Annotated in this window: 25 protein-coding genes; 13 read left to right on the top strand and 12 right to left on the bottom strand. The window is 62.0% G+C overall.

Annotation, left to right across the window (positions count from 1 at the left end):
* Nucleotides 1–83 precede the first annotated feature (83 nt).
* The 3 genes from thrS to AC1DDS_RS20335 form a co-directional block, all read right to left on the bottom strand.
* Nucleotides 84–2,063, bottom strand: a complete 1,980-nt coding sequence (thrS, locus tag AC1DDS_RS20345) for a threonine--tRNA ligase (protein WP_477480504.1) — start codon at nt 2,061–2,063, stop codon at nt 84–86.
* Between the two features lie 163 nt (nt 2,064–2,226).
* Nucleotides 2,227–2,604: a membrane protein insertion efficiency factor YidD gene (yidD, locus tag AC1DDS_RS20340; protein ID WP_477480503.1), complete on the bottom strand. Its 378-nt coding sequence runs from the start codon at nt 2,602–2,604 to the stop codon at nt 2,227–2,229.
* 146 nt (nt 2,605–2,750) lie between these two features.
* Nucleotides 2,751–3,194: an iron-sulfur cluster assembly scaffold protein gene (locus AC1DDS_RS20335; protein WP_477480502.1), complete on the bottom strand. Its 444-nt coding sequence runs from the start codon at nt 3,192–3,194 to the stop codon at nt 2,751–2,753.
* A 345-nt stretch (nt 3,195–3,539) separates the two neighbouring features.
* Here AC1DDS_RS20335 and folE point away from each other — a divergent pair, with 345 nt between their 5' ends.
* The 3 genes from folE to AC1DDS_RS20320 all read left to right on the top strand — a co-directional run bounded on the left by folE (nt 3,540) and on the right by AC1DDS_RS20320 (nt 6,006).
* Nucleotides 3,540–4,157, top strand: a complete 618-nt coding sequence (gene folE / locus AC1DDS_RS20330) for a GTP cyclohydrolase I FolE (protein WP_477480501.1) — start codon at nt 3,540–3,542, stop codon at nt 4,155–4,157.
* A gap of 24 nt (nt 4,158–4,181) precedes the next feature.
* Nucleotides 4,182–4,634 carry a phosphoribosyl-AMP cyclohydrolase gene (gene hisI / locus AC1DDS_RS20325; protein ID WP_477480500.1) on the top strand — a complete coding sequence of 151 codons (453 nt, stop codon included), beginning with the start codon at nt 4,182–4,184 and terminating at the stop codon, nt 4,632–4,634.
* 418 nt (nt 4,635–5,052) lie between these two features.
* A complete protein-coding gene (locus AC1DDS_RS20320; protein ID WP_477480499.1) occupies nt 5,053–6,006 on the top strand; it encodes a patatin-like phospholipase family protein in 954 nt (317 codons plus the stop codon).
* A 93-nt stretch (nt 6,007–6,099) separates the two neighbouring features.
* On the opposite strand, the gene AC1DDS_RS20315 is transcribed toward AC1DDS_RS20320, so the two are convergent.
* Together AC1DDS_RS20315 and AC1DDS_RS20310 are read right to left on the bottom strand one after the other, a co-directional pair.
* Nucleotides 6,100–6,528, bottom strand: coding sequence for a CBS domain-containing protein (locus tag AC1DDS_RS20315; RefSeq protein ID WP_477480573.1), 429 nt, complete (start codon nt 6,526–6,528; stop codon nt 6,100–6,102).
* Nucleotides 6,529–6,703: 175 nt separating this feature from the next.
* Complete coding sequence (locus AC1DDS_RS20310) at nt 6,704–7,450, bottom strand: rhomboid family intramembrane serine protease (RefSeq protein ID WP_477480498.1); 747 nt, start codon at nt 7,448–7,450, stop codon at nt 6,704–6,706.
* 149 nt (nt 7,451–7,599) lie between these two features.
* Between AC1DDS_RS20310 and AC1DDS_RS20305 the strand changes: the two genes are divergently transcribed.
* The 6 genes from AC1DDS_RS20305 to AC1DDS_RS20280 all read left to right on the top strand — a co-directional run bounded on the left by AC1DDS_RS20305 (nt 7,600) and on the right by AC1DDS_RS20280 (nt 13,252).
* On the top strand, nt 7,600–8,358 hold the full coding sequence (locus tag AC1DDS_RS20305; protein WP_310420595.1) for a PAS domain-containing protein: 759 nt from the start codon (nt 7,600–7,602) through the stop codon (nt 8,356–8,358).
* Nucleotides 8,359–8,474: 116 nt separating this feature from the next.
* Nucleotides 8,475–9,086: a PilZ domain-containing protein gene (locus AC1DDS_RS20300; protein WP_477480497.1), complete on the top strand. Its 612-nt coding sequence runs from the start codon at nt 8,475–8,477 to the stop codon at nt 9,084–9,086.
* Between the two features lie 452 nt (nt 9,087–9,538).
* A complete protein-coding gene (locus AC1DDS_RS20295; protein WP_310420599.1) occupies nt 9,539–10,141 on the top strand; it encodes a transglutaminase-like cysteine peptidase in 603 nt (200 codons plus the stop codon).
* A gap of 306 nt (nt 10,142–10,447) precedes the next feature.
* Nucleotides 10,448–11,206, top strand: a complete 759-nt coding sequence (locus AC1DDS_RS20290) for a hypothetical protein (RefSeq protein WP_477480496.1) — start codon at nt 10,448–10,450, stop codon at nt 11,204–11,206.
* Between the two features lie 133 nt (nt 11,207–11,339).
* Nucleotides 11,340–12,818: an SPOR domain-containing protein gene (locus AC1DDS_RS20285; RefSeq protein WP_477480495.1), complete on the top strand. Its 1,479-nt coding sequence runs from the start codon at nt 11,340–11,342 to the stop codon at nt 12,816–12,818.
* 167 nt (nt 12,819–12,985) lie between these two features.
* Nucleotides 12,986–13,252, top strand: coding sequence for a hypothetical protein (locus tag AC1DDS_RS20280; RefSeq protein ID WP_477480494.1), 267 nt, complete (start codon nt 12,986–12,988; stop codon nt 13,250–13,252).
* Nucleotides 13,253–13,287: 35 nt separating this feature from the next.
* On the opposite strand, the gene AC1DDS_RS20275 is transcribed toward AC1DDS_RS20280, so the two are convergent.
* The 6 genes from AC1DDS_RS20275 to AC1DDS_RS20250 form a co-directional block, all read right to left on the bottom strand.
* Nucleotides 13,288–14,184, bottom strand: a complete 897-nt coding sequence (locus AC1DDS_RS20275; RefSeq protein WP_477480493.1) for an SDR family NAD(P)-dependent oxidoreductase — start codon at nt 14,182–14,184, stop codon at nt 13,288–13,290.
* A complete protein-coding gene (locus AC1DDS_RS20270; protein ID WP_477480492.1) occupies nt 14,181–14,963 on the bottom strand; it encodes a hypothetical protein in 783 nt (260 codons plus the stop codon). The genes AC1DDS_RS20275 and AC1DDS_RS20270 overlap by 4 nt, the downstream gene beginning before the upstream one ends.
* Before the next feature lie 10 nt (nt 14,964–14,973).
* The gene (locus tag AC1DDS_RS20265; protein ID WP_477480491.1) at nt 14,974–15,567 is read right to left on the bottom strand and encodes a protein-S-isoprenylcysteine O-methyltransferase; all 594 of its coding nucleotides are present in this window, start codon (nt 15,565–15,567) and stop codon (nt 14,974–14,976) included.
* A 298-nt stretch (nt 15,568–15,865) separates the two neighbouring features.
* Entirely contained in the window at nt 15,866–16,456 is a 591-nt protein-coding gene (locus tag AC1DDS_RS20260) for a hypothetical protein (RefSeq protein WP_477480490.1), read from the bottom strand.
* A 158-nt stretch (nt 16,457–16,614) separates the two neighbouring features.
* Nucleotides 16,615–16,743: an ABC transporter gene (locus tag AC1DDS_RS20255; RefSeq protein WP_310420613.1), complete on the bottom strand. Its 129-nt coding sequence runs from the start codon at nt 16,741–16,743 to the stop codon at nt 16,615–16,617.
* A gap of 402 nt (nt 16,744–17,145) precedes the next feature.
* Nucleotides 17,146–17,730 carry a L,D-transpeptidase gene (locus AC1DDS_RS20250; RefSeq protein ID WP_477480489.1) on the bottom strand — a complete coding sequence of 195 codons (585 nt, stop codon included), beginning with the start codon at nt 17,728–17,730 and terminating at the stop codon, nt 17,146–17,148.
* A gap of 201 nt (nt 17,731–17,931) precedes the next feature.
* Here AC1DDS_RS20250 and AC1DDS_RS20245 point away from each other — a divergent pair, with 201 nt between their 5' ends.
* From AC1DDS_RS20245 to lexA, 4 genes are all read left to right on the top strand, one after another.
* A complete protein-coding gene (locus AC1DDS_RS20245) occupies nt 17,932–18,690 on the top strand; it encodes an SDR family NAD(P)-dependent oxidoreductase (protein ID WP_477480488.1) in 759 nt (252 codons plus the stop codon).
* A gap of 126 nt (nt 18,691–18,816) precedes the next feature.
* The gene (locus tag AC1DDS_RS20240) at nt 18,817–19,854 is read left to right on the top strand and encodes an AI-2E family transporter (RefSeq protein ID WP_477480487.1); all 1,038 of its coding nucleotides are present in this window, start codon (nt 18,817–18,819) and stop codon (nt 19,852–19,854) included.
* A 273-nt stretch (nt 19,855–20,127) separates the two neighbouring features.
* Entirely contained in the window at nt 20,128–20,385 is a 258-nt protein-coding gene (locus AC1DDS_RS20235) for a YMGG-like glycine zipper-containing protein (protein ID WP_310420622.1), read from the top strand.
* A 208-nt stretch (nt 20,386–20,593) separates the two neighbouring features.
* Nucleotides 20,594–21,304, top strand: a complete 711-nt coding sequence (gene lexA / locus AC1DDS_RS20230; RefSeq protein WP_310420624.1) for a transcriptional repressor LexA — start codon at nt 20,594–20,596, stop codon at nt 21,302–21,304.
* Here the strand turns inward: lexA and AC1DDS_RS20225 are convergent.
* On the bottom strand, nt 21,285–23,861 hold the full coding sequence (locus AC1DDS_RS20225) for a ComEC/Rec2 family competence protein (RefSeq protein WP_477480486.1): 2,577 nt from the start codon (nt 23,859–23,861) through the stop codon (nt 21,285–21,287). The two genes, lexA and AC1DDS_RS20225, sit on opposite strands and share 20 nt — an antisense overlap.
* Nucleotides 23,862–23,909 lie beyond the last annotated feature (48 nt).

The following is a 23,909-nucleotide window of genomic DNA, read 5'->3' as shown; positions in this document are numbered from 1 at the left end:
TGCTGCGGAAAGTCCTGAAGTCCCAACAACGATAGAAGTCAGGCTCCACCTTCGTGACGAAGGCGGAGCCCGAGTGCGTTGCTTCAGGCGATAACGCGGGTTGCCTTCCGTTTCAGGTCCGGTGCCGTTGCCTCGTCCGTCAAGGCTGCGATGGCCTCGTCGAGCGACAGCGACGTCTGGTTCTGCGAGCCGAGCCGGCGGATGTTGACCGTCCGCTCCTCGGCTTCGCGCTTGCCGCAGACGATGATGACCGGCACCTTGGTCACGGAGTGTTCGCGGACCTTGTAGTTGATCTTCTCGTTGCGGAGGTCGGTCTCGACCGCCAGGCCGGCATCGCGCAGTTGCTCGGCGACGTCGCGGGCGTAGTCGTCGGCCTCCGAAGTGATCGTGGCGACCACCACCTGTAGCGGCGAGATCCACAGCGGCATGTGGCCGGCGAAGTTCTCGATCAGAATGCCGAGGAAGCGCTCCATCGATCCGCAGACGGCACGGTGGATCATCACCGGCTGGCGCTTCTCGGAGGCCTGGTCGATGTAGAACGCGCCGAAGCGTTCCGGCAGGTTGAAGTCGACTTGGGTCGTGCCGCACTGCCATTCGCGGCCGATCGCGTCCTTCAGCGTGTATTCGAACTTCGGGCCGTAGAACGCGCCCTCGCCCGGCAGGATGCCTGTCTTAATCTTGCCGCCGGACTGCGCCTCGATCTGCTTCAGCACGTCCATCATGACGGCCTCGGCGCGGTCCCAGAGTTCGTCGGAACCGACGCGCTTCTCCGGCCGGGTCGAAAGCTTGACCACCACCTCGGAGAAGCCAAAATCCTCGTAGACCGACAGGATCAGGTCGTTGATGCGCAGGCACTCGGCCGCCATCTGCTCGTCGGTGCAGAAGACGTGCGCGTCGTCCTGGGTGAAGCCCCGGACGCGCATCAAACCGTGCAGGGCGCCGGACGGCTCGTAGCGATGGACGTTGCCAAATTCCGCAAGCCGGACAGGAAGTTCGCGGTAGGATTTCAAGCCATGCTTGAAGATCTGCACGTGACCTGGGCAGTTCATCGGCTTCAGCGCGAAGACGCGGTCGTCGTCGGTGTCGTCACCGGCAACCGTCACCTTGAACATGTTGTCGCGGTACCAACCCCAGTGACCGGAGGTCTCCCACAGCGACTTGTCCAGCACCTGCGGCGCGTTGACCTCCTGGTAGGTGTTGGCGAGACGGCGGCGCATATAGGCCACCAGCGTCTGGAACATGCGCCAGCCCTTGCCGTGCCAGAAGACGACGCCCGGACCTTCCTCCTGGAAATGGAACAGGTCCATCTCACGGCCGAGGCGACGATGGTCTCGCTTTTCTGCCTCGGCAAGGATGTGCAGGTAGTTGTCGAGTTCTTCTTGGGTATGCCAGGCGGTGCCGTAGATGCGGGTCAGCATCGGGTTGTTGCTGTCGCCGCGCCAGTAGGCGCCGGCCACCTTCATCAGCTTGAAGGCGGTGCCGATCTGGCCGGTCGAGGCCATGTGCGGGCCGCGGCACAGGTCGAACCAGTCGCCCTGATAGTAGATCTTCAGGTCCTGGCCTTCGGGAATCGCGTCGACGAGTTCGACCTTGTAGGCCTCGCCCTTGGCAGCAAAGACTTCCTTCGCCTTCTCGCGCGACCAGATCTCCTTGGTGAACGGCTTGTTGCGGGCGATGATCTCCTTCATCCGCTTTTCGATCTTCGGCAGATCGTCGGGCGTGAAGGGTTCGTCCTTGGCGAAGTCGTAGTAGAAACCGTTTTCGATCACCGGACCGATGGTCACCTGCGTTCCCGGCCACAGCTCCTGCACAGCTTCGGCCATCACGTGCGCTGCGTCATGGCGGATCAGCTCGAGCGAGCGGGCGTCTTCGCGAGTGACGATCTCGATGCGGCCGTTGGCGACCGGATCGGACAGGTCGCGCAGTTCGCCGTCAAGCGCGATCGCAACCGCCTTCTTGGCCAGCGACTTGGAGATCGACTCGGCCACATCGCGGCCGGTCGCACCGGCTGGGAATTCGCGCAAGGAGCCATCGGGAAAAGTGAGAGAAACAGTATTCGACATCATGAACTCCTATCCAGTCCCGCCAACGAATGCGGGTGGTCGAAATAACAGATGACCAGTCGGGTGATTGATCTGCCGCCTGATTAGTTTGTTTCAGGACGCGAGTAAAGAATTTGCTCTCTGCTGCCACCAGCGCCGCGATGGCACCGAGCTCAACACCAGTTCAGAGTGTGCCGACTGCTTTGCTGGACGACACCCGCCACAGCCGCCAGGGCGCCCACCAGACAAAGCGCGTGGCCAGGCGCTCCGGAACGGGGTCGAAACCCGATGTTCCGCCCGGCCCGCAGCGGACAACGCGAAACAGGGTCATCCAGCCGCCGGACCAAAGGCCGTGCCGGGCGATCGCCTCGTAGCCGTATTCCGAGCAGGTCGGCAGATGCCGGCAGGAATTGCCGATGAAGCCGGACAGGGTCAGTTGGTATAGGCGGATGAACCCCATCCCGAACAATCGTCCCAGGGTTTTGGCGAAGGGGCCGGACCAGTTGCGGCCGCGATTTCGGGGGCGATCGGAGGTGTGGTCGCAGTCGGGGGCGTTACACATGCCGCAACGTCTCCGTCATGCCTGCCTCGAGCCGACATCCTGCAGCGCCGCGTCTGCGGCGCAAAAGTCTCGTCCGCGCTCTAGGACTTGAGCGCGCTGGATCCCGGCTCTCCGGCCGGGATGACGGAAAGGCAGGAAGCGCCCCCTCACCCCACTGTCTCCAGCCGCTTTGCCTCGATCTGGCCGATCGCGTCGACGACGGCGTCGAAGGTCAACATCGTCGAGGCGTGCCGGGCCTTGTAGTCGCGCACCGGCCGCAGGAAGCGCATGTCCTCGAAGCGTCCGCTCGGCCCGTCGCCGTCGGTCTTGAGCATCGCCAGCATGTCTTCGCGCGCCTGGCGCACCTCCATCGCCGTCGCGCCGATCACGTGGCGCGCCATGATCGATGACGAGGCCTGGCCGAGCGCGCAGGCCTTCACGTCATGCGCGAAATCGCTGATCCGGTCGCCGTCCATCTTCAGCCAGATCCGCACCCGCGAACCACAGAGCTTCGAATGCGCGGCTGCCTCCGCATCGGCGTTGTCCAGCGTCCCGATGCGCGGGATATTGCCTGCAAAATCAAGAATGCGACTGTTGTAGATATCGTCCATCGGACTTCGCGATTTCCCTGTCTCGGTTTCTGCCTTGTGCGCGATTTTGCTCCAGCCGGGCACAATTTTCCAGCGCGGCCGTGAAAAAAGCATTCGGTGTCGCCCCTGGCCTCTTCCACAGCCATCGGCCGATACTATATGCTATGTCGTGTTGGGGCGACCGTTTTGCAATCCGAAAGGTCGCCTGTTGTTTGGGAAACCGTGCCGGACGATCGAGTGCACTGAGAAGCCGAGATCTGAAAGCCCCGGAGCCCGCCAACGGAACCCAAGCCTGCAGGGTTAGGCGAATGGCCAGTGGCGAGTCCGACATTGACGCGAGTCAACCTGCAGAAAGGCCATGGATACATGGACGCCGTAATAAAGAATTTTCCGGTCGGCGACGACAAGTCCGGCCGCCCCTCGCAGAAGGAGGCGGAGGAAGCCGTTCGCGTGCTGCTGCGCTGGGCCGGCGACGATCCGGAGCGCGAGGGCCTGCTGGACACGCCGTCCCGCGTGGCAAAAGCCTACCGCGAGCTGTTTTCCGGCTATGACCTCGATCCCGAGGAGGTGCTGGGTCGCACCTTCGAGGAAGTGGCGGGGTACGACGACATCGTGCTCGTCAAGGACATCCCGTTCTATTCGCACTGCGAGCACCATATGGTGCCGATCATCGGTCGCGCCCATGTCGCCTATCTGCCGGCCGGCCGCGTCCTCGGGCTTTCCAAGATCGCGCGCGTGGTCGAGATCTTCGGCCGCCGGCTGCAGACCCAGGAAACGATGACGGCACAGATCGCCAACGCCATCGACGAGACACTTCGTCCGCGCGGCGTCGCCGTCATGATCGAGGCCGAGCACATGTGCATGGCGATGCGGGGCATCCAGAAGCAGGGCTCGACGACGCTGACGACCACCTTCACCGGCGCCTTCAAGAGCGAGCCGACCGAACAGGTTCGTTTCATGACCATGATCCGGGGTCGCGGCTGAGGCCGCCGCCCCGCCCAACCGTGAATGACGATGCAGTTTCACACCCCCTCCACCGACAAGACCGAACTGGAAAGCGGCAGAGCCTTTACGCCGCGCTTCGATGAACACGGCCTCGTAACGGCCGTCGTCACCGATGCCCGCGACGGCGAACTCCTGATGGTCGCGCACATGAATGCCGAGGCGCTCGCGCTCACGATCGAGACCGGCATCGCCCACTACTGGAGCCGTTCGCGCAAGGCGCTGTGGAAGAAGGGCGAGACGTCCGGAAACCTGCAGACGGTCGTCGAACTGCGCACGGACTGCGACCAGGATGCGGTTTGGCTGAAGGTCTCTGTGGCCGGGCACGACGCCACTTGCCATACGGGGCGCCGCTCCTGCTTCTATCGCACGGTCGCCCGCAGCGGCGGCGAAGCACAGCTCACCGTCGCCGACGATCGCATCCAGTTTGATCCGAACGATATCTACGGCAAGAAATAGCGCCAACGACCAAACCCGTTCCGAATCCGGACGAGTTCACCAATTGGCAACGCATTGGGTTCGTAATGTCTCCGACGCGCCAACGGCGCGGACGCAATCAACCTGCGTGATGCTTGTGAGCCGATTTCGGCCTCGGGCAACGCGCTGGACGGAAGACAGCCATGGCAGCCGATTTACATGACCACGCGCCGATATTTCCCGGTTGGTCTAATTCGATATTTTCCTGCGGATTATTGCCCGCTTGCCCTGACTACACCTTATTGATGAGCCAAAGCCAACGGTATTGCCTCAACGAGGCAGTTTGCGTTCATCCCGAGCCCGGTGCCACGACGCCTTCTTTGCATTATTCTTTGCAAAGAGGTGAGACGGCTGGGGAACTCATGCGCGTGTCAAATCTTCTCCACATCGGAGGGCCGTCATGTTGAACTGGAGTTTCAGCCGAAGCACGGCGGGTACGTCTGATCCGGGTGATCCGTCCGTCAACAGCCTGCCTCCGCCTGCCCCTACCGTCGACACCCGCGCGCGGATCGCGCTGGCGCTCGGTGGCGGTGCGGCCCGTGGGTGGGCGCATATCGGCGTGTTGCGCGCACTCGACGAGGAGAAAATCGAAGTCAGCATGATAGCCGGCACCTCGATCGGCGCCCTGGTCGGCGGTTGCTACCTGGCCGGCAAGCTCGACGAATTGGAAAGCTTCGCCCGGTCGCTCACCATGCGCCGGCTTGCCAGCCTGCTCGATTTCACGATCCGCGGCAGCGGCCTGTTCGGCGGCATGCGCCTGACGCGGCGCATGCAGGAGCATCTCGAAAATCTCTCGATCGAATCCCTCGGCCGGCCCTTTGTCGCGGTGGCGACCGAGATCAACAGCGGCCACGAGGTCTGGATCGGTGATGGCTCCCTCATCACGGCGATCCGTGCGTCCTACGCCCTGCCCGGCATTTTCGAGCCGATCAAGTGCAACGGCCGCACGCTGGTCGACGGCGCGCTTGTCAACCCGGTGCCCGTGTCCGTCTGCCGTGCCTATGAGCAGCCGCTCGTCGTTGCCGTGAACCTGAACTACGACCTCTATGGCCGTTCCGCGGTCATCAAGCATGTCGCGAGCGCGCAGCCGGTGGACACTGCTGCACGACAGGAGAGCGGTGCGGCACGCCTCGGATTGACCGGCGTGATGGTGCAGTCGTTCAACATCATCCAGGACCGCATTGCCCGAGCACGCCTGGCCGGCGACCCGCCGGATCTGGCCCTGCATCCACGCTTGAGCGACATCGGATTGTCCGAATTTCATCGCGCCGGAGAAGCCATCGACCGGGGCTATGTCGAGACCAAGTCGAAGATCGCCGAGATCAAGCGCATGCAGGAAGCGCTTGTACGATAGCCGCCCGCGCGCTGGCTTTCTCGCCGTCCAACACCATGCAGCGCCGCCTGCCCCAGTCGGGCACGCCAGACGCTAATCGTTTTTCAGCCCGGCTCAGCGGGAAATGTAGGCTTTGATTTCTTCCGCTTCACGTTCGATCGAGCGAATATGGGCCTTGACGACGTCACCGATCGAAATGATCCCCACGAGGCGACCGTCCATCTCCACCGGAATGTGACGTGCGCGCAACCTGCTCATCATCTCCATGATCTCTTCCACGGTGGTATTTTCTTCACACCGATGGACATTGCCCCACATCACCGAGGAAATAGGCCTATCCAGACAATCGGCCCCGCTCTTGGCGACTGCGGCGACGATGTCGCGCTCCGTCAGGATGCCGGCGATCCGATCATTTCGGTCGACGACAACGATGGCTCCGATGTGATTGTCTCGCAGGTAGACGGCAGCTTGACGAACTGTCAGTTGCGGACCAGCAGTAACGACATTCCGGCCCTTTTCATCAAGTATCGATTTTACATACATGCCTTCCTCCTGTGCAACATGACGCAGAGTGGCAGGAAATCCGACAGGATCGCCCTGCCAGCAGAAGGGTCCCCAACGGGGGCCTCCTTCCCTTCCGGCCTGCATTCGCAAACGGGAAACCGTGCCATGGTGCGCCACGAGACCACCGAATGCAAGTCAGCCAGTTGACCGGCCGTCAGCTCGGTCGGCGCGGCGCCTCACCTTCGGAGCGAAGACTGTCGAACAGCGGAAAGCAGAAGAAGCCGAACAGAAAACCGCCGATATGCGCTTCCCAGGCGATCGTGGCGCCATCGGTACCGCCGAAGAACTGCCCGAATCCGATTGCGAAGTTGGTCAAGAACCAGATGGCCGAAAAGACCAGGACCGACCGATTCGACAGGGATTCGCGCACTGACAGCAAGCGGTTGAGGTGGGCGAACTGGCGGCTGATGCGACCGCTTGGCGAAAAGACGAAGCGCGCGGCGGCGCCCATCAGGCCGGAAACAACGCCTGATGCGCCGATGACGACAACCATCTCCCCCCAATGCAGGGCGCAGTGGAGGGCAACCGACGCTGCGGCCGACAGACACCAGAAAAGGATGAAGCGCAGGGGACCGATGCGACGAACGACAGGTGCGCCGAAGGCCACCATCCAGAACCCGTTGAACAGCAGGTGCTCCCAACTGCCGTGCAGAAACGAATAGGTCACCGGTGTCCAGATCCACGCCCAATCCGCCGCCATCAGTTGGGGCACGTAGCGGGCAGAGATGAAGGCGAATTTCAGAAGCACCCACTCGTCCGTTTCAAGCGAAAGCAGATAGGTGCGGACCACATGGATGAATGTGAGAACCGACAGCGCGAGGACCAGGCTTCCGGGCAGATTGAATGCAGGTTCCCGCTTACGGGCCGCTCCGGGCAAAACGTCCTTGCTGTCAGTATCCATCGTATCCGCCGCTTCCCGGAAGGTGAGCACGGCGGCGTTTAACAGATAAAAGACGGGCCGTACAGCTTTCGCAGTACGGCCCCGAGCCCCCAAAACCCCGGCCCGACAATTGTGCTGAAGGTTTCCCTTCGAGATGGGGATGGTGTGCCATGGCCCGCCGCCACGCACAATCGAAACCAATGATTAACCTTAACACCGCTGTTGGCACGATCTTCGCTACGAATCGTTCAGACGGAGACCGCCGGCACATGACGTGTCGCATCGGCACACCGCTGAATGGAAATGCAATGCAGACGACAACAGCACAAACGGTCTACGATTACTGGTCGCGGGTACGCGGAGGCCGGGACGTTCCCGATCGGCGCGACATCGAGCCCGCTGATCTCCGGCATTTTCTGCCCGATCTCTTCATCCTGGAACAGGCCAACGATCCCGGCGCCCTCTTCCGGCTTGCGGGAACCCGCGTGTGCACCCTGTTCGGCCGCGAGCTTCGCACGACCAGCTTTCCGGGGCTGTTCGCGCCCGACGTCCGCACCCAAATTTCGCGGATCTGTGCCAACATCCTGGCTCAGCGCACACCGGCAGCACTGAAGGCCAGCGCCTACGGGCGCGCAGCCCAGCCGACCGCAATCGAGATCCTGCTCCTACCGATGACCTCGCAATCGGCGCATGCGGATCGCATCTTCGGCGCCTTGTGTCCGGTCGGCCCCGTCCAGCCGCTGGACGTTCCGTTTCGGTACATGACGATCGATACGGTCGGGGTCATTGATCATGAACAGCAGAACGCATTCCTGCAGGCACGCCCGCCGATTCCCATGCCGCGATCATCGATGGCCGTCAGCAGGCACGACTTCGGCCAGGTGGTGCGCCGCGTCCTGCACCTGCGGGTCTTCGACGGCGGAAGATAGTACCTGCCAGCCGACATGGTCGTTCAGACTGCTAACAACGACAATGCCGCGGAACGAACTGTTAACCTCGAAAGGTTACAAGTTGGAAAGAGATTTCCATCAGGCCCTGTCTGCCCATGTATTCGTTTCAGCAAGCATCGCCGGCAGACCGCAGACCGCATCCCGAACAGCGGAACTTCCAGCGTGTTTCGGTGAATCTGCCGGGCCGCCTCATGCTGCCCAATCATGAGGAATACGACTGCGTCGCGCTCTCCATGTCGCCGGGCGATGTCTTCTTCGCCTGCCACGCCCGTCCCCGCGCCGGCGAGCGGATCATCGCCTATGTCGACCACCTCGGCCGCATCGAGGGTACTGTCGAGAGGCTTACCGAAGATGGCTTCGTCATCACGGTCAACGCCACGGACCGCAAGCGGGAAAAGCTGGCGGCACAATTGACCTGGATTGCAAACAAGCACGAGCTGGGCCTTCCCGAAGACCGCCAGCACGATCGTTTGACGCCGCGCAACACCCGAACCGAACTGGCGCTCGACGACGGCCGCCACTACCCGTGCCGCATCATCGACCTGTCATTGTCGGGCGCCGCCGTCGATATCGAGGTTCGGCCGGCCGTCGGCACGCCGGTTCAGCTCGGCAACATGCGCGGACGCGTGGTTCGCCACTTCCAGGAAGGCGTGGCAATCGAGTTCTCCAGTGTGCAGCCGAAGGAAGCACTCACCGAATTCCTGTAACCTTGGCGACGGCGACTTGTATCCCGGGGGCTTCACGCCCCTTTTTCTTTTTCCCGCATGACACTGTGAATTTTCCCGCGTGGCCGGCGGCGACCGGATCCAGCACGGATTGATGCATCATTCCGACCATCTGCTGTCGGCCGAAAGTCCCTGCTCGAACACCGATCCGTCGGGCGCGCCCGCCGATAACCTCAACGCGCGAACCCGAATCTGCTTACAAAGCAAGCGATTTCAGCAGGTTACAGATTCGCTCAAACGAGCAGCCGCGCCTTGGCCAGCATATTGATCGTTACAATTTTAGACAAATTTGCATCAACTTAAAATCAAAGTTGATTTTGATTTTATTCTTAATTGACTACAGATCATCGAAATTTTGCACTTAATTATACTTCGGAACTTCGCGTGAGATAAAAAAATACCTGTCATTGTCCAACCAACACGGGGACAGGACAATGACAAAAAAAGCAACTTGGACAGGGATATTCGGGGTTCTCGCTTCGCTCGCATTCGGCTCGGCTGCCCAGGCGCTTCCGGCAAGCATGACGATCACCGGCCCGACCAACCAGCCGATCGGTCATTACGAATTCTGCAAGCAGTACGCCGACGAGTGCAGCGCCCAGTCCGCCGGCGATCCACTTGCGCTGGATGAGACGAACTGGAAGCAAATCCTCGAAGTCAACTACACCGTGAACAGCACAGTCGAGCCGCTCACCGATGACGAGATCTACGGCGTCGAAGAGCGCTGGACCTATCCGGGCGTCGCCGGCGACTGCGAAGACTACGTCCTGCTGAAGCGCAAGATGCTGATCGAAGCCGGCATTTCCCCGTCCGACCTGCTGATTACGGTCGTGCTCCAGCCCAATGGCGAAGGCCACGCGGTTCTCACCGTGCGCACCGATCGCGGCGACTTCGTTCTCGACAACATGCGCGACAAGGTCCTGCTCTGGTCGGAGACCGAATACCGCTTCCTCAAGCGCCAGTCCGTGCGCAACGCCGGCAAGTGGGTCAAGCTCCAGGACGGACGCGCCACCGCGGTCGGCAGCGTCCGGCAATAACCCGCACCCTGCAAACCCGCCGACGGCTTGTACCGGCTGGATGGCAAAGGGCTGGCCAGATCGAAACAAAGAGTTCCGGTCATTTCCCAGACCCGTGCCGACCAAGGTCACTTGCGGCCGGCTCACCTGTCCCTGAGCCGGACGCTTTTCGACTGCCGGGCCGCCTTTGGCTTTACGGCCGCCGGGCGCTCCTCCCGGTTACCGATTGTTAACCACGATCAGTGAAGCTCCCCGTCATCGAGCAAGCTCTGCGCCGGACCACCGCACTACTGAGTCTGGTGTGTGCGAGGCTGCTGCGGGAGAACCATGCACGCCAAATCCCATCTCCGTGAGACCGACGAGGCCGCGCTGTTCTCGCCCCGCTTTCTGAAGCGCCTCACCATCGGAATCGCCGCGCTTGCAACCCTGACGATCGCCATCAGTCTTGGCGGCCGCACCCTTGGCGAACACATCGCCCTGGCTGGCCACACCGAAAGCCGCGAGATGCACGAGATCCTGATCGGTCAGGATCGCCTTCGACTGACCGCCAACGCTATCCGTTTCGAGGAACAGCGCCACAGCGGACGGACGGACCGCGTCGACCTCTATCTCACATGGCCTGAAATGGAGGGCTACTCGAACGCAAACCGGCTGCGCTTCAACGATGTCGGGCGTCCGGAGAGCCTTGTGTTCGTGCAACTCTCGCAAAGCACCATGTCGCGGGACATGTCCGGCCGGGTCGAACCAATTTTCTCGCACCTGCTCCAAGGCGAACCGGAAACTGGCCCTGGCGGCCTGACGCTGCGTCGCCTGAAGCAAGATTCCGGCTATGCCGACGAGGTCTTGCTGCTGGGAGCTTTGCCGGGTGGCACGACCTACGCGGTGCGTTGCGTCCTACCCGAAGCCGGACAGCCGTCCACCGGCGCGGACTGTCAGAGGGATATCCACATCGGCGACGATCTGTCGCTGCTCTATCGGTTTTCGAGCAGACTTTTGCCGCAGTGGCAGGAGATGGAACACGCCATCCGAAATTTTGCCCAAACCGCGCTCGCGGACCCCCACCTCTTGGGCAAAAGCAGCCGATAAAAACCGAACCAACCGCACAACGAATGATTCATCATAAACCGATTGGTAACCCTGCCCCGATAGTCTCTCTCCAATCGCCGCCCGCGACTCTCATCCGGCCGGCCCAACAATCCGAGACCTGAAGAGTAACAGCGTGTTCCGTTCCCTATCCTCTGTCATCTTTTCACGCGCAACCGGGATCGCAGCTGCCGCAGCCAAGGCTCTCCTCGTGGCTGGCGGCCTGGCCGTCGCCGCGTCTGCCGGCACCGCGTACGCAAACCCGAACTATGCCGGGATCGTGATCGACGCGAAGACCGGCAAGGTGCTCTATAGCGAAGCGCCGGACGAGCAGCGCTATCCCGCCTCGCTCACCAAGATGATGACGATCTATCTTACCTTCGAAGCACTCGAGGCTGGTAAGATTCGCAAAGACACGCTCGTTCCGGTTTCAAAAAACGCGGCGCAGGAACCTCCGTCCAAGCTCGGGGTGCGCCCCGGCAGCAAGCTGACGGTGGAGCAGGCGATCCAGGCGCTGGTGACGCGGTCGGCCAACGATGTCGCAACGGCGCTTGGCGAGTTTTTGGGCGGCTCCGAAGAGCGCTTCGCTCGTCTGATGACGCAGAAGGCCCGCGCGCTCGGCATGACCCGCACCGTCTATCGCAACGCCCACGGCCTTCCGAACACCGCGCAGGTCACGACGGCCCGCGATCAGGCGCGCCTTGGGCTGGCGCTGCGCCAGCATTTTCCGCAGTACTACGGCTATTTCAATACCCGCAGCTTTAGCTACGGCAAGGCGACGATCGGCAACCACAACAGGCTGCTCGGGGTTGTTCGCGGGGTCGACGGCATCAAGACCGGTTACACCCGTGCCTCGGGCTTCAACCTGGTCACGTCCGCCCAGGCAGACGGCCGCAGCGTCGTCGGCGTCGTGCTCGGCGGGCGCTCGGGCGCCTCTCGCGACCAGCAGATGAAGCAACTCATTGCCCGCTACATGCCTACGGCCTCCCGCCGCGGCGGTGGCAATCTGATCGCTGAAACTGCCGATGCCCCGACGCTCACGGCAAGTGCGGCGGCAAACACCGTGCCCGCAAACGCAGGCGGCGCTGTAGAGACCGCCCGAACCTTTGAACTGCCCGAAAATGGCCCGGTACCTGCCTACCGCTACGAAGAATCGCGCATCGAGATGGCCTATGCCGCGACCACCGACACAAGCGCCGCTCGCGTCGTCGGCAAGGACGCGCTTGCGGCAACCCTTCGCGTCCAGCGTAACGTCGCCGCACCCACGCCAACCCCAGCAGAAGCGGTCGTGGAAGAAGGTGATATCGATCCGGCAGTCGACGCCTTGACGACCTCGTCCACTGCCGCTTCGAAAGACAAATCCATTCCCTCCGGCTGGGTCATCCAGATCGGCGCCACCCCGGATCGCGATCAAGCGCAGGCACTCCTTAACAAGGCGCAGGATAGCGGCGGCAAGGCGTTGCGTGGTGCCCAACCCTTCACCGTCGCCTTCGGCAGCGGAAGCGAACAGCTCTACCGCGCCCGGTTTGGCGGCTTTTCCGGCCAGGACAGCGCAGTCAACGCCTGCAAAGTTCTGAAGAAGAAAGGCATTGCCTGCTGGGCGAGCCAGCAGTGACGAGCATGGCTGCGTGGGACGCTTTTTCATGAACCAGCGCAGCAAAGATATCAGCCTGGCCGCGACAGCCACCGGATGGGTCAGATTACCGGTGACGGCGGCAAGGCCGGGGACGCCCGACAGCGGCGTCCGCCGTCCTCGATAGAGTATTGCGTACGAGGCACGTTATGGCGATGAACGAGAATGTGATTGGCTCCCCGCCCGGATCGGGTGGCAAACGCGGCAACAGGAACGGTCTTCACCCTCTCCACGAGGCAGCGCTTCGGATCGCCGACATTGGCCTCGCGCGCTCGCGCAACAGGACCAAGGACCTGGTCGGCATGCTGCTGGCCCATGGCGCGCGCGCCTGGCGCACCGGACAGCCACAGGCCGGAATTCACCTGCATGTGGGCCGTTCCGGCGGCTGCCATCCTGTCCGGATGCGCCTGCGTTGAATTAACCTGCGGCTATCGTCTCTGGATGAGGCGCTTTAGCGCTCGGGGGCGATCCGGCCGGAGCGGCTGCGCTGGCGAAGCCAGCCTTTGCCACAGCAGGCCTTGTACTTTACCCCCGATCCGCATGGGCATGGGTCGTTGCCGCGACGCTGCAGTCTGCCGATCAACGGCAGCAAGATCGCCGTCGGCAGAACCGATGCCAAGAAAGCCGTCAGCTTCGCGGATACACCCGGCACCACCAGCCGGCGGCCGGCCTTGAAGGCTCGCCAGGCGCTTTCGGCCACATCGACGGCGTCCGCTCTCGGCAGCACCTTGAACAACATTGCCCGGCCGGCCCCGGATCGATCGAGAAATTCTGTCTCCACCGGGCCGGGCGCCACGCAGGTCACGGTGACGCCGGTGTGGCGCAACTCTTCATGCAGGGCGTCGGAGAAAGAGCGCACGAAGCTCTTGCTGGCATAATAGAGCGCCATGTTGGGGCCGGGGGTAAAGCCGGCAATCGAACCGAGGTTGATAACCCCTCCACGCCGGCGCGCAAGCATGCCCGGCAGGAAACGAAGCGTCAGCTCGCTGAGTGCCCGTATGTTGAGATCGACGATCCCCAGTTGCTCGCCGATCGGCAGGATTGTCGCTGCGCCGCGCAGGCCATAGCCGGCGCTATTGACGAGAATATCGCACGACAGTCGGTTTTCGGTGAGGAACGCCTGCAGACGCAGCGACGCATCGGCCGAAAACAGATCAAGTTCAAGGGTGAAGGCCTCGCCGCCTGCCGCTTGCACTTCAGTTGCGGCCGCCAGCAAGCTCTCGTGCGAGCGAGCGACAAGCACCACGGGACCGCCCTCCCGCGCCGCGACGGTCGCGATCGCCTTTCCAATACCGCGGGAGCCCCCGACGACGACGACCGCCGGCCTCAACTGGGAATCGAGGCTCATCCGGCCGTCCTCGCCGCCTGGACAGGTCCCGCCCCGTCCTGGGCAAGGCCATTCACTTCCATGGCGATTTCTCCGTTCAATATCTCCTCGAAACGTTCCAGCGCCCGCGCGACATTCGCCCCGTCCATGACCCTGTGGTCGTAGAGGATGCGGACATTGACCGTGCCGTCTTCGGCAATCGGACCATAGTTGAGCAGGGTGGTCAGCGGCGTGAGCGGATTGAACGACTCCGCCCCGAGACCGGAATAGACGGAGAACTGGAACGTGCCGAAATGGCGGCCGCGCTGCCGGGCGATGTTCAGTCCCAGCCACATCAGCAGCCATCTGACCGGCCCCGGCAACCGGGCGAACTTCAGCGCGCGCCGGAATTCCTTGATCTCGAGGACCGGACGCGCGCGGGCTGCTGCGATCATCGCCTGGAGGTCGGGTATGGTGCGGCGCTCGGGAGCCTTGATGGTCGCCAAAAGGACGATTCGCTCCCCGTCATGTTCACGCTCATTCGCGACGGAGGCGACACTGACGGGATACTCGTAGAAATGCGGACGCGGGAGCTTGACATAGGCTCGGCGCAGTTCCGGCGTCTCCTGCGAAAGCAGCCCGTAACCCTTCAAAAACAGCACGGTCCATGACGGCCGCTCCGGCTGCGCCGCCCTGGCGCTAACAAGCGGGCCGAGGTTCATTTGCCGCTGCACCGTGACACGCGGAATGCCGATCGAGAACCGCATGAGGTCGCCGACGAGGCGTCGCGGTGCCGAAATCTTCAAAGCGCGGCCGCGCATCATGCCACCTCTAGTAGATGTAGGGGATAAGTCTCTTGGTCCGATCCATGTAATCGCGATAGCTGACCCCGAAACTGTCCAGCATCATACGCTCCTCCTTGTCGACCCTCAGGAAGAACAGGAACGCAAATCCGACAAAGCCGGCCAGTGCGACGATCCAATTCGGCAGCAGGAAAGCCTGGCCGAGCGCCATCAGCAGAAACGAGGTGTACATGGGGTGGCGAACCAGCGCGTATGGCCCGCCGCTGACCAGTTGATGCTTGTCGCGAATTTCCAGGGTGATCGACCAGTTCTTGCCGAGTTCCTTGTGGGTCCGGCGAAAAAGCCACATCGCGGAGAAGAACGAAACCGCCCCGACTGGAATGGCCCACATGTGGGCGGGATAGTCGGCCGCCTCAGGAAAGCCGGTGGCGACGTAGATGCCGGGTATGATAGCGAGCCCTAGCGTGGCCGCGACCAGCCCGAACATGTCGACGAACGAACGGCGGTTCGTGACGATCCGAACGCGCTTGGCGCGGCGCTCGAACGGGTAGCGGATAACGTACCAGGCAATAACGCCGAGCACCCATAGTGTTTGACCGATTGCGGCAGCAGATAAGTTCATTTAGATTCAGGGCCTGCTAAATTTCGCTCATACTGCACAGCGGATTTTGTCTCTGACAAGACGAAAAGTGAATAGTCCGCAACGATATACAGACGTGGCCGGATGAAGCCCGAGACGAAACGATCCCCCAGCAGGGCTCCCTTCCTCCCACTCCAACGGCAATCAGCGCGCAGAACCAGGTGCATCACTAGGCCCAGAGCGCGTCGCGGTCTTTGAGATAAGCATGCCGTGCCACAGGGCTTGGCATTTCACCGGTCTTTGTACGATGCCCGTTTCCCGTCGATCCCAGGCAACCGATTCAGCCAGTATTCATCTCGCGAAGCTCTGTGATGTACTGCTGCGGCCTGAGCCAGATTGGCGGGGTTTTGAAACCCATGGACTTTGCGATTTCCCCGGTCCAGGCGTTGCAGTTGTTGACGGTCGCCTGCCAGAACTTGGACTTAGCCTTCAATTGCCGAATGAATGCGACGGTCTTCTGGTACTCGGCCTCGGTCAACTTGACGCGCCAACTTGCAGAGCGATATTCCTCCTCGAGATCGCCATCACTCGCTCCGGTCTCAGCCGGCACCGGCAGGAAATGACCGAGAACGTAGGGGGCTGCATCCGTAGAAGCCGGCGCAAGGCCCGCGACTTCGGGATTGATCATCCTGCCGGACTTGTCGGCGCGCCCGAAGATCACATAGGTGTGCCCGTAACTCAGAGCATAGCGTGAGCGGAACTCGATAAAATAGAGCTTCTCGCTGCGCTGCGTTGCCCCCTCGGGTGCCCCGGTATAGCCGCGGTAATCCGAAACGTAACGGGGTTGCGGCGGCTTGTCCTCGGATTGGCAGGATGCAAGCACAAGCGCGAGGGCGGCTATAAGCAATGCATGGCTCTTTCCCAGCGTCATAGAACACGCTCCATTTACCGGTGCCACGGTCAAGGTAGCCTAAATTTGGCTGGAAAGCACCCTCGCCTGCCATCGGCAACAGCCGTTAGCGTTTTGCCGGAGAGAGCGCACAGAAAGGGGAAGTGCCGCCAGGCACTTCCCCGATCCAAGGCTGGTTGTCACTTATATACGGGTGCCGGCTGCTCGACCGGTGGCGGGGCTTTGCCCTTGCCTTTGCCGACTGTGCCGCAGGCACTGAGACTGACAACGGAAAGTACTGCTACTGTCACGATTAGAAGTCTGCTCATCAACATGTCCTTTCCTTGGAACGGAATAGGTTTTGGAAGGCAACGCTACTACTAATAACCTCAAAAGCAACAAAGGCATAGTGCGGAATGGACACAAAGTTAATCGCTGCAAAGAGCTGACAAGATCAGATTTATCAACGAATTGTTTCAAGCCGTGATCAATGACTAGCCTGCGCGCTCTTGCAGGGTGCGATTCCGCTTCCTGCGGCGGCTCTTTGCGAAAGGACCGTCGCTTCCGATTGTTCAGTAGACCGTGTCCCCCATCAACTAGGGGCCCGTAAGGGTTTGCATGACAGCGCCAAGTCGGAATAACCGTGGCGCAAAACTGGCGGAAGGCTTGGAATTTATAGCCTGGAACACAGGAAACACATGGAGCTTGGCCTATTCCTTCCGGATGTATTGTCAAATGACCTTCACTCGCGTTCCCACGGGCGCACGGCTGTAGAGATCGACGATATCCTCATTCGTCAGGCGCACGCATCCGTTCGAGACCGCATGTCCGATCGACCACGGCTCATTTGTTCCATGCAGCCGGTACATGGTGTCCTGTTTGCCCTGGTAGAGATAGAGCGCGGCCGCTCCAAGGGGATTGTGCGGTCCGCCTTCCACGCCGCCCGCATACTGCGCCAGCCGCGGTTTGCGCCGAATCATGTCGTCTGTCGGCCTCCAGGAGGGCCATTCCGCCTTGCGACCCACGGTCGCCTCCCCCCGGAACGTCAGCCCCTCTTCGCCGACGGCAACGCCGTAGCGGATCGCACGGCCACCGCCCTCGACGAGATAAAGGTACCGTTCGAAGGTATTGACGACAATTGTGCCAGGCGCCTCGTTTCCATCATACGCGACCTGACGACGACGGTATTGGGAGGCTACGCGATAGGTCGACATGGAGGGATATCCCGCCGACCCGAAGGTCGAACTGCATCCAGAAGCCAGCAAACCCAGCCCCAGGAACACGAATCCCCGACGTGTCATGAAGTTCCTGTCCATTTGCACCTGCTAGCGATCAGACGAACCCCTGCCTTTTTTAGGCATACCATTGCGGCGCGCTCCGGCCAAGTCTCTCCCTTTGATTGAAGCCGGAAGAAAAAATGTGCCGACTAACCATGTCGGTTCCGCTTCCGACGAATCCCCTTGCGTCGAAGGGCGGCCTCTGTTCGACTGGCCGTGGCAGTCAACAGGGATGAAATAATGGCGTTTGCCTTCGACGGAAAAGTCGCGATCGTGACGGGCGCTGGTTCGGGAATAGGCGCCGCGATATCGCGACGCCTAGCCGCCGAGGGCGCCGAGGTTGTCCTTGCCGATATCGACCATGACGCCGCAGAGGGCATTGCAGCCGAGATTCGTGGTGCGCACGGAGACAAGGCCCATGCGGTCGCGGTGGACGTCACTGACGCCGAAGCGGTCAGGAGGCTGGTCGAAACGACGGTGGAAAGATGCGGCGGCTTGCATCTGGCGGTTAACAATGCCGGCATCCACGGGCCGCGGCTCCCCAGCGGGGACTATCCCATCGACGGCTGGCAGAAGGTGATGGACGTCAACCTGAACGGTGTCTTCTACGGCATGAAGCATCAGATTTCCGCCATGATGGCATCCGGTGGCGGCGCGATCGTCAACGTCTCCTCCGTGCTCGGTTGCGTCGGGCTGCCGTTCACGGTGGCCTATACCGCGGCAAAGCACGGCGTAACGGGACTGACCAAGGTCGCGGCAATCGAGTATGCCAAGTTCGGTATCCGCATCAACGCCGTCGGTCCCGGCTGGATCGAAACCCCGCTCCTGACGGAGCATCCGCAACTGGCGAGCAGCCGTCGGATGGAATCGCTGCAGCCGATGGGGCGACGAGGGCGCCCGGAGGAAGTCGCCGCACTCGTCTGCTTCTTGCTTTCGGACGAGGCGAGCTTCATCACGGGCAGCTATCATCTCGTGGACGGTGCCTATAGCGCACACTAGCGTGTCCGACGGCTGACCTGGCAGATCGAAGGGGTACTGAACGAGGTCTTGCGGTCCGCATCGGACCCCGCGTAAAGTCTTGCCGACCAAGATCGGGAACTGTGGATGGTCAAAGAACAAGGACAAATGACCGGACTGATAACCGCCGGCATACTCGTTCTTGCGCTGCTGCACGCCGCACAATCGGTCTTCGTTCCGTTCGCGTTTTCCATTCTGGTCATCGCGTTGATATGGCCGGTCCAGGCCGCCCTCCAGAAGGTGATGCCGCGGCTGCTTGCGCTGCTCATAGCGCTGACCGTGACGATCATCGCGGTGGTCTCCGTGGGGTCGTCGATTGCCTGGGGGCTGGGTGTCCTCGGGCATTGGCTGTTCCTCAACGCCGGCCGTTTTCAGACGATCTACCTCGATTGGGCCCAATGGCTGGAAGAGCATGGTGTGGCGATCGCCGGCCCGTTGGCAGAGCGGTTCAACGTCGGCACGCTCGTCGGATTGCTGCAAGGGGTCGCCGGACGCATGAACAGTTTCGCCGGTTTCACGCTGGTGATCTTCATATCCGTCATGCTCGGCCTTCTGGAAGTGGAGGACGTCAAGCGACGCCTGCTGTTGCCGAGCGTCCAACCGCACGGTGCGCGGATTCTGGCGGCGAACAGAAGGATCGGTGCCAAGCTTCGACGCTTCATGGCCGTGCGTACGTTTGCCAGTATCCTGACGGGGTTGGTCGTTTGGATATTCGCCCGGTTCGTTGGTCTTGAGTTGGCTGCGGCCTGGGGAGCGATTGCGTTCGCCCTCAATTACATTCCTTTCCTCGGGCCATTCGTGGCGACGGTCTTCCCCACCTTGTTTGCGATTGCCCAGTTCGATTCGTGGCAATCCGCAGTGTTCGTCTTCGTCGGACTGAACCTTATCCAATTTGTCATCGGCAGCTACCTGGAGCCACGGCTGACCGGTGCTTCGCTCGCGATTTCACCGTTCGCCGTGATTTTCTCCGTGTTCTTTTGGAGTTTCATGTGGGGCCTTCCGGGTGCCTTCATTGGCGTTCCCATCCTGATTTGCCTCATCGAATACGCAGCACAGGTGCCGGCGACCCGCTGGATCGCCGTGCTCCTGTCCAGTACCGTGAATGATGACGCTGTTGCCGCTTTGGACCGCCGCGACAGGACTTGAGCTGCCTGACCGGAATGGCCGCGGATACTAGCTCACCGCGGGAACTGTAACGCCGATCAACAATCGTGGTGTCAGCACAAAATCGGAAAAGCGGGCTTTTTTGCCCCGTACTTGCCGGCCGCCGATTGAGAAGAGACAGAACCAATAACCTGCCTGGGCCGCCGCGCCACGAGCGGTTGTACCTGGCCGAAAAACCGGATTACACTTGACCGTTCGTTCGGATGGACAAGATTACGAGAGGCAAGAGAATCAACGAGAGAGGAAGGAATGGACATGACCAAGATTTCCCTAGTGCTCGTTCTGGCCGGGCTCGCAGCCGTCGGCTGCACGCCAACCGAGAGGGGCGCCGGCATCGGCGCAGCCACCGGCGCCGTGATCGGCGGCGCCATCACCAATGACGTCCGCGGCGCCGCCGTCGGAGCCGCCATCGGCGGTGTTTCCGGCGCGGTCATCGGCCATGTGGCCGGACAGCCTGGTCGTTGCTACTACCGCGATCGCTACGGCCGCCGCTACGTCGCCGCGTGCCCATAACAGCCTCACCGGCCGTGTCGCAGTTGAACAGGGAAAGACCTTGTCCCTCATAAGGTCTTTCCCGGACAATGGAATTTCCCGCCGGTATCACAGCTTAGAATTTCAAACGAGCGACTGCACCTTTGATTGAAATTTGCCCCCTTGCGGAACACATATGGAACAGATAGTGTCTGTTCTGGATTTGTTTCACGATTCTGGGTGACGAGCCATGCTGACCCGCAAACAACAGGAACTGCTCCTGTTCATCCACGAGCGGATGAAGGAGACCGGCATTCCGCCGTCATTCGACGAGATGAAGGATGCGCTCGATCTCGCCTCGAAATCGGGCATTCACCGGTTGATCACCGCCCTCGAGGAGCGCGGCTTTATCCGCCGGCTGCCAAATCGGGCGCGCGCACTCGAGGTGATAAAGCTGCCCGAGGCCTATTCTCCGAGCCTGAAGGCGCGGCGTGGCTTTTCCCCGTCCGTCATCGAAGGAAGCCTTGGCAAGCCGGCGACGGCGCCCTCCCCGGCCAAGCCCGCGGCCGCGGACGGGTCGGCTTCGGTTCCGGTCATGGGGCGCATCGCCGCCGGCGTGCCGATCTCGGCAATCCAGAACAACACCCATGACATCGCGGTTCCCATGGAGATGCTCGGCGCTGGCGAGCATTATGCGCTTGAAGTCAAGGGCGACTCGATGATCGAGGCCGGGATCCTCGACGGAGATACCGTCATCATCCGCAACACCAACTCCGCCAACCCGGGAGAGATCGTCGTGGCTCTCGTCGACGACGAGGAGGCGACGCTGAAGCGTTTCCGCCGCAAGGGCGCCTCCATTGCTTTGGAAGCCGCCAATCCTGCCTACGAGACCCGCATCTTCGGCCCCGACCGGGTGAAGATTCAAGGCAAGCTCGTCGGCCTCATTCGCCGGTATCACTGACTGCGTCTTCTAAGTCGAGATATGTGTTCGTCCGCCAGTCGTACAGACGGTGCCGGCTCCAGGGGCGATGAAGCGTCGTGACAGCATTGCGGACGCTGTAACTTGCGCGGCCGGTCGGATCGACCGGCTGCGGCGTTATTTCAAGGGCGCCGGTGCGGCGCAGGCTGCGCGCCGAAACGAGTCGAGCGCCCGAACGGCAGGTTTCCATTCGAAGGTATCGTGGCACGACCACGAGATCGGCACTGTCGCAGGCAGTTCCGAGAAAGGCCGGGTCCTCGACCGCGAGGACACGCCAACCGGCCGGCGCAACACCGGCGCACCACGCCTTGCGGCGGCAAACGAATCGCTTGTCGTTGGCGGCTGTGGCGAACGCCGCACGCATGTCAGCGCGCGCACGCGCCATCGCAGCAGCGTCAAGCACCACTTCCCGTTCCGTACTTCGGCGCTGTCGTGCACCCGAGCTCGCTTCCGGTGCTGCTTGGCCGACCAAGTTCTCCGAGCGACCGATGCCCGCGCCACCTCCGCCCGCGGGCTCCCGTTGCGCGGCATCTTCATCGGTCAGGAACAATGGCGAACGATGGCTTTCGATGCGAAGGGCGCGACGCCATTGATCGTAGATGAAATCGGGCGGCTTCGACCGATTCGTGGCGGCCTCTCCCGGCGTGACGAGCGCCACCAGCCGACCGTCCTCCGATACGAGAAGCTCGGGCGGCGCATCCGAAGGACGGACGGCCACAACGGCCACGCCGAAGACGAGTGGTAAAAGGCCGATGAGCGCGAGACGGGTGCGAAGCAGACAGAGGAACCCGCCACCTGCTGCAATGAGCGCGAATGCCAGCGGGGGCAATCTGCCGGTGACTACCTCTCCGCCCCAGCCGGAAACCCAATTGGCCATGGCGATGATCCAGTCGACGCCCCGTCCCATGATCGCGAGCGGAATGCCGTCCAGCCCGAGCGGCATGAGCAGCATGGCGATGACGGCCGTCGGCATGACGATGAACGAAGTGATCGGCATCGCAAGAAGGTTTCCGGCAAGGCCATAGGCCGGGATGCGATGGAAGTGTCCGATGGAATAGACGAGCGTTGCGACCCCGCCGATCAGGGACGACAGCAGAATCCCACCGGCAAACGCAGATGCAACCGAAAGCATCCGTGATCGATCGCCGATCCACCTGTGGCGCCGCGCGGACCAGTCGCGCCAGGCAGCATAGCCCGCAACCAGACCGAGGGTTGCCGCATAGGACATCTGGAAGCCGGGACCGGTGACCGCGGAAGGCGTCACCGCCAGAATGATCAGTGCCGACAGCGCGACATTGCGCAGGCTGATGGCGGTGCGGTCGAACAGGACAGCGAACAGCATGACGACGATCATCAGCCACGAGCGGACCGCCGAAACCGCCCCGCCGGAGATCAGGATGTAAAGGGTGACCGTGATCAACCCGCCGATGGCTGCGATTTTCTTGATCGGGAACTGTTCGGCTGCGCCCGGAACCAGCGCCAGCAGCAGTCGGGCGCCGACCAGAAAAGTGCCCGCCGCAAGCACCATGTTGAGCCCTGAAATCGCCAGAACGTGCGCGAGGCCCGATTGGCGCAAGGCCTCCACCGTTTTCGGGCTGATGCCGCGCTGTTCGGCCGTGATCAAGGCGGCAGAAATTGCGCCTGCATCGCCGCCGATGCGGCCACGAATGTGTTGCGTGATAGCACTCCGCCATTCGGCCACCACTCGGCTTGCTGCACCGTATGCGGTTTCACTTCGCGCCGGCGGGTTCAACTCCGTCGCCGCCGGTTTGCCGTAAAAGTATCCGATAGCCCCGGTTCCGGCGAAATAGGCGTCGAAAGCAAAGTCGTTGAGACCCGGCAACGCCGGTCCCGACGGCGGATTCAGCCGCGCGCGTCCGACGATCCCGCTGCCGATCGGCAGCGGCGTATGGGGACTGCGCGCAAGGAGACTGACGTGGTCGGGCGGACGCCGCAATGTCGGGCCGTCGGTCGTCAGCAGCGCCACCCGGTACCGCAGGCGGCCGCGGTCATCGGCTTCGCGAGACAGCACCCTCCCCGTAATCGTCGTCGTCACCGGCTGATCCAGCATGACGGTGGAAAGCCGCCAGCTTTCGACCGCGGAGAGCGCGATTCCGAGAAGCAGCAGGAATGCCGCGCGCGTGACAAAGGACAGGAGAGTCTGGCGATGCCGCAGGACCACCGCGATCAGCCCGAATCCAAGCAGTACGATCAGCAGCGGCACCAGCGGCGGATCGCGGGCGAGCGCGTACCAGGTCCATGCCCCTGTGCCGATGAATACGGGAACGAACAGAAAGACGCTGCCATGGTCTCGCTCCCGCTCCCAGGCTGCTAACCCCGACGACAGGGCGCCAGCAAACCAGCGCTTTGCACCACCCCGCCGCCCCGCAAGCATGACCGTTCGGCCGCTCGCGATTGCGACCGGCTGGCTCGCCGTCTGCAGGTTCTGCGGGGTCCGGGCCGCGCTGGCGGCCGGGACTGCGACTTTGGTAGCGTTTCCCTCCCCCATGGCCTCCGCCCCAGCCACATCCAGCAGCATAATGCAACTTCAGATTGTGATTTGCAATTGCCAATTCGGCGCCAATGC

Source organism: Mycoplana sp. 10N416, assembly GCF_056394765.1.
This window is presented reverse-complemented; position numbering and strand designations above follow the sequence as displayed.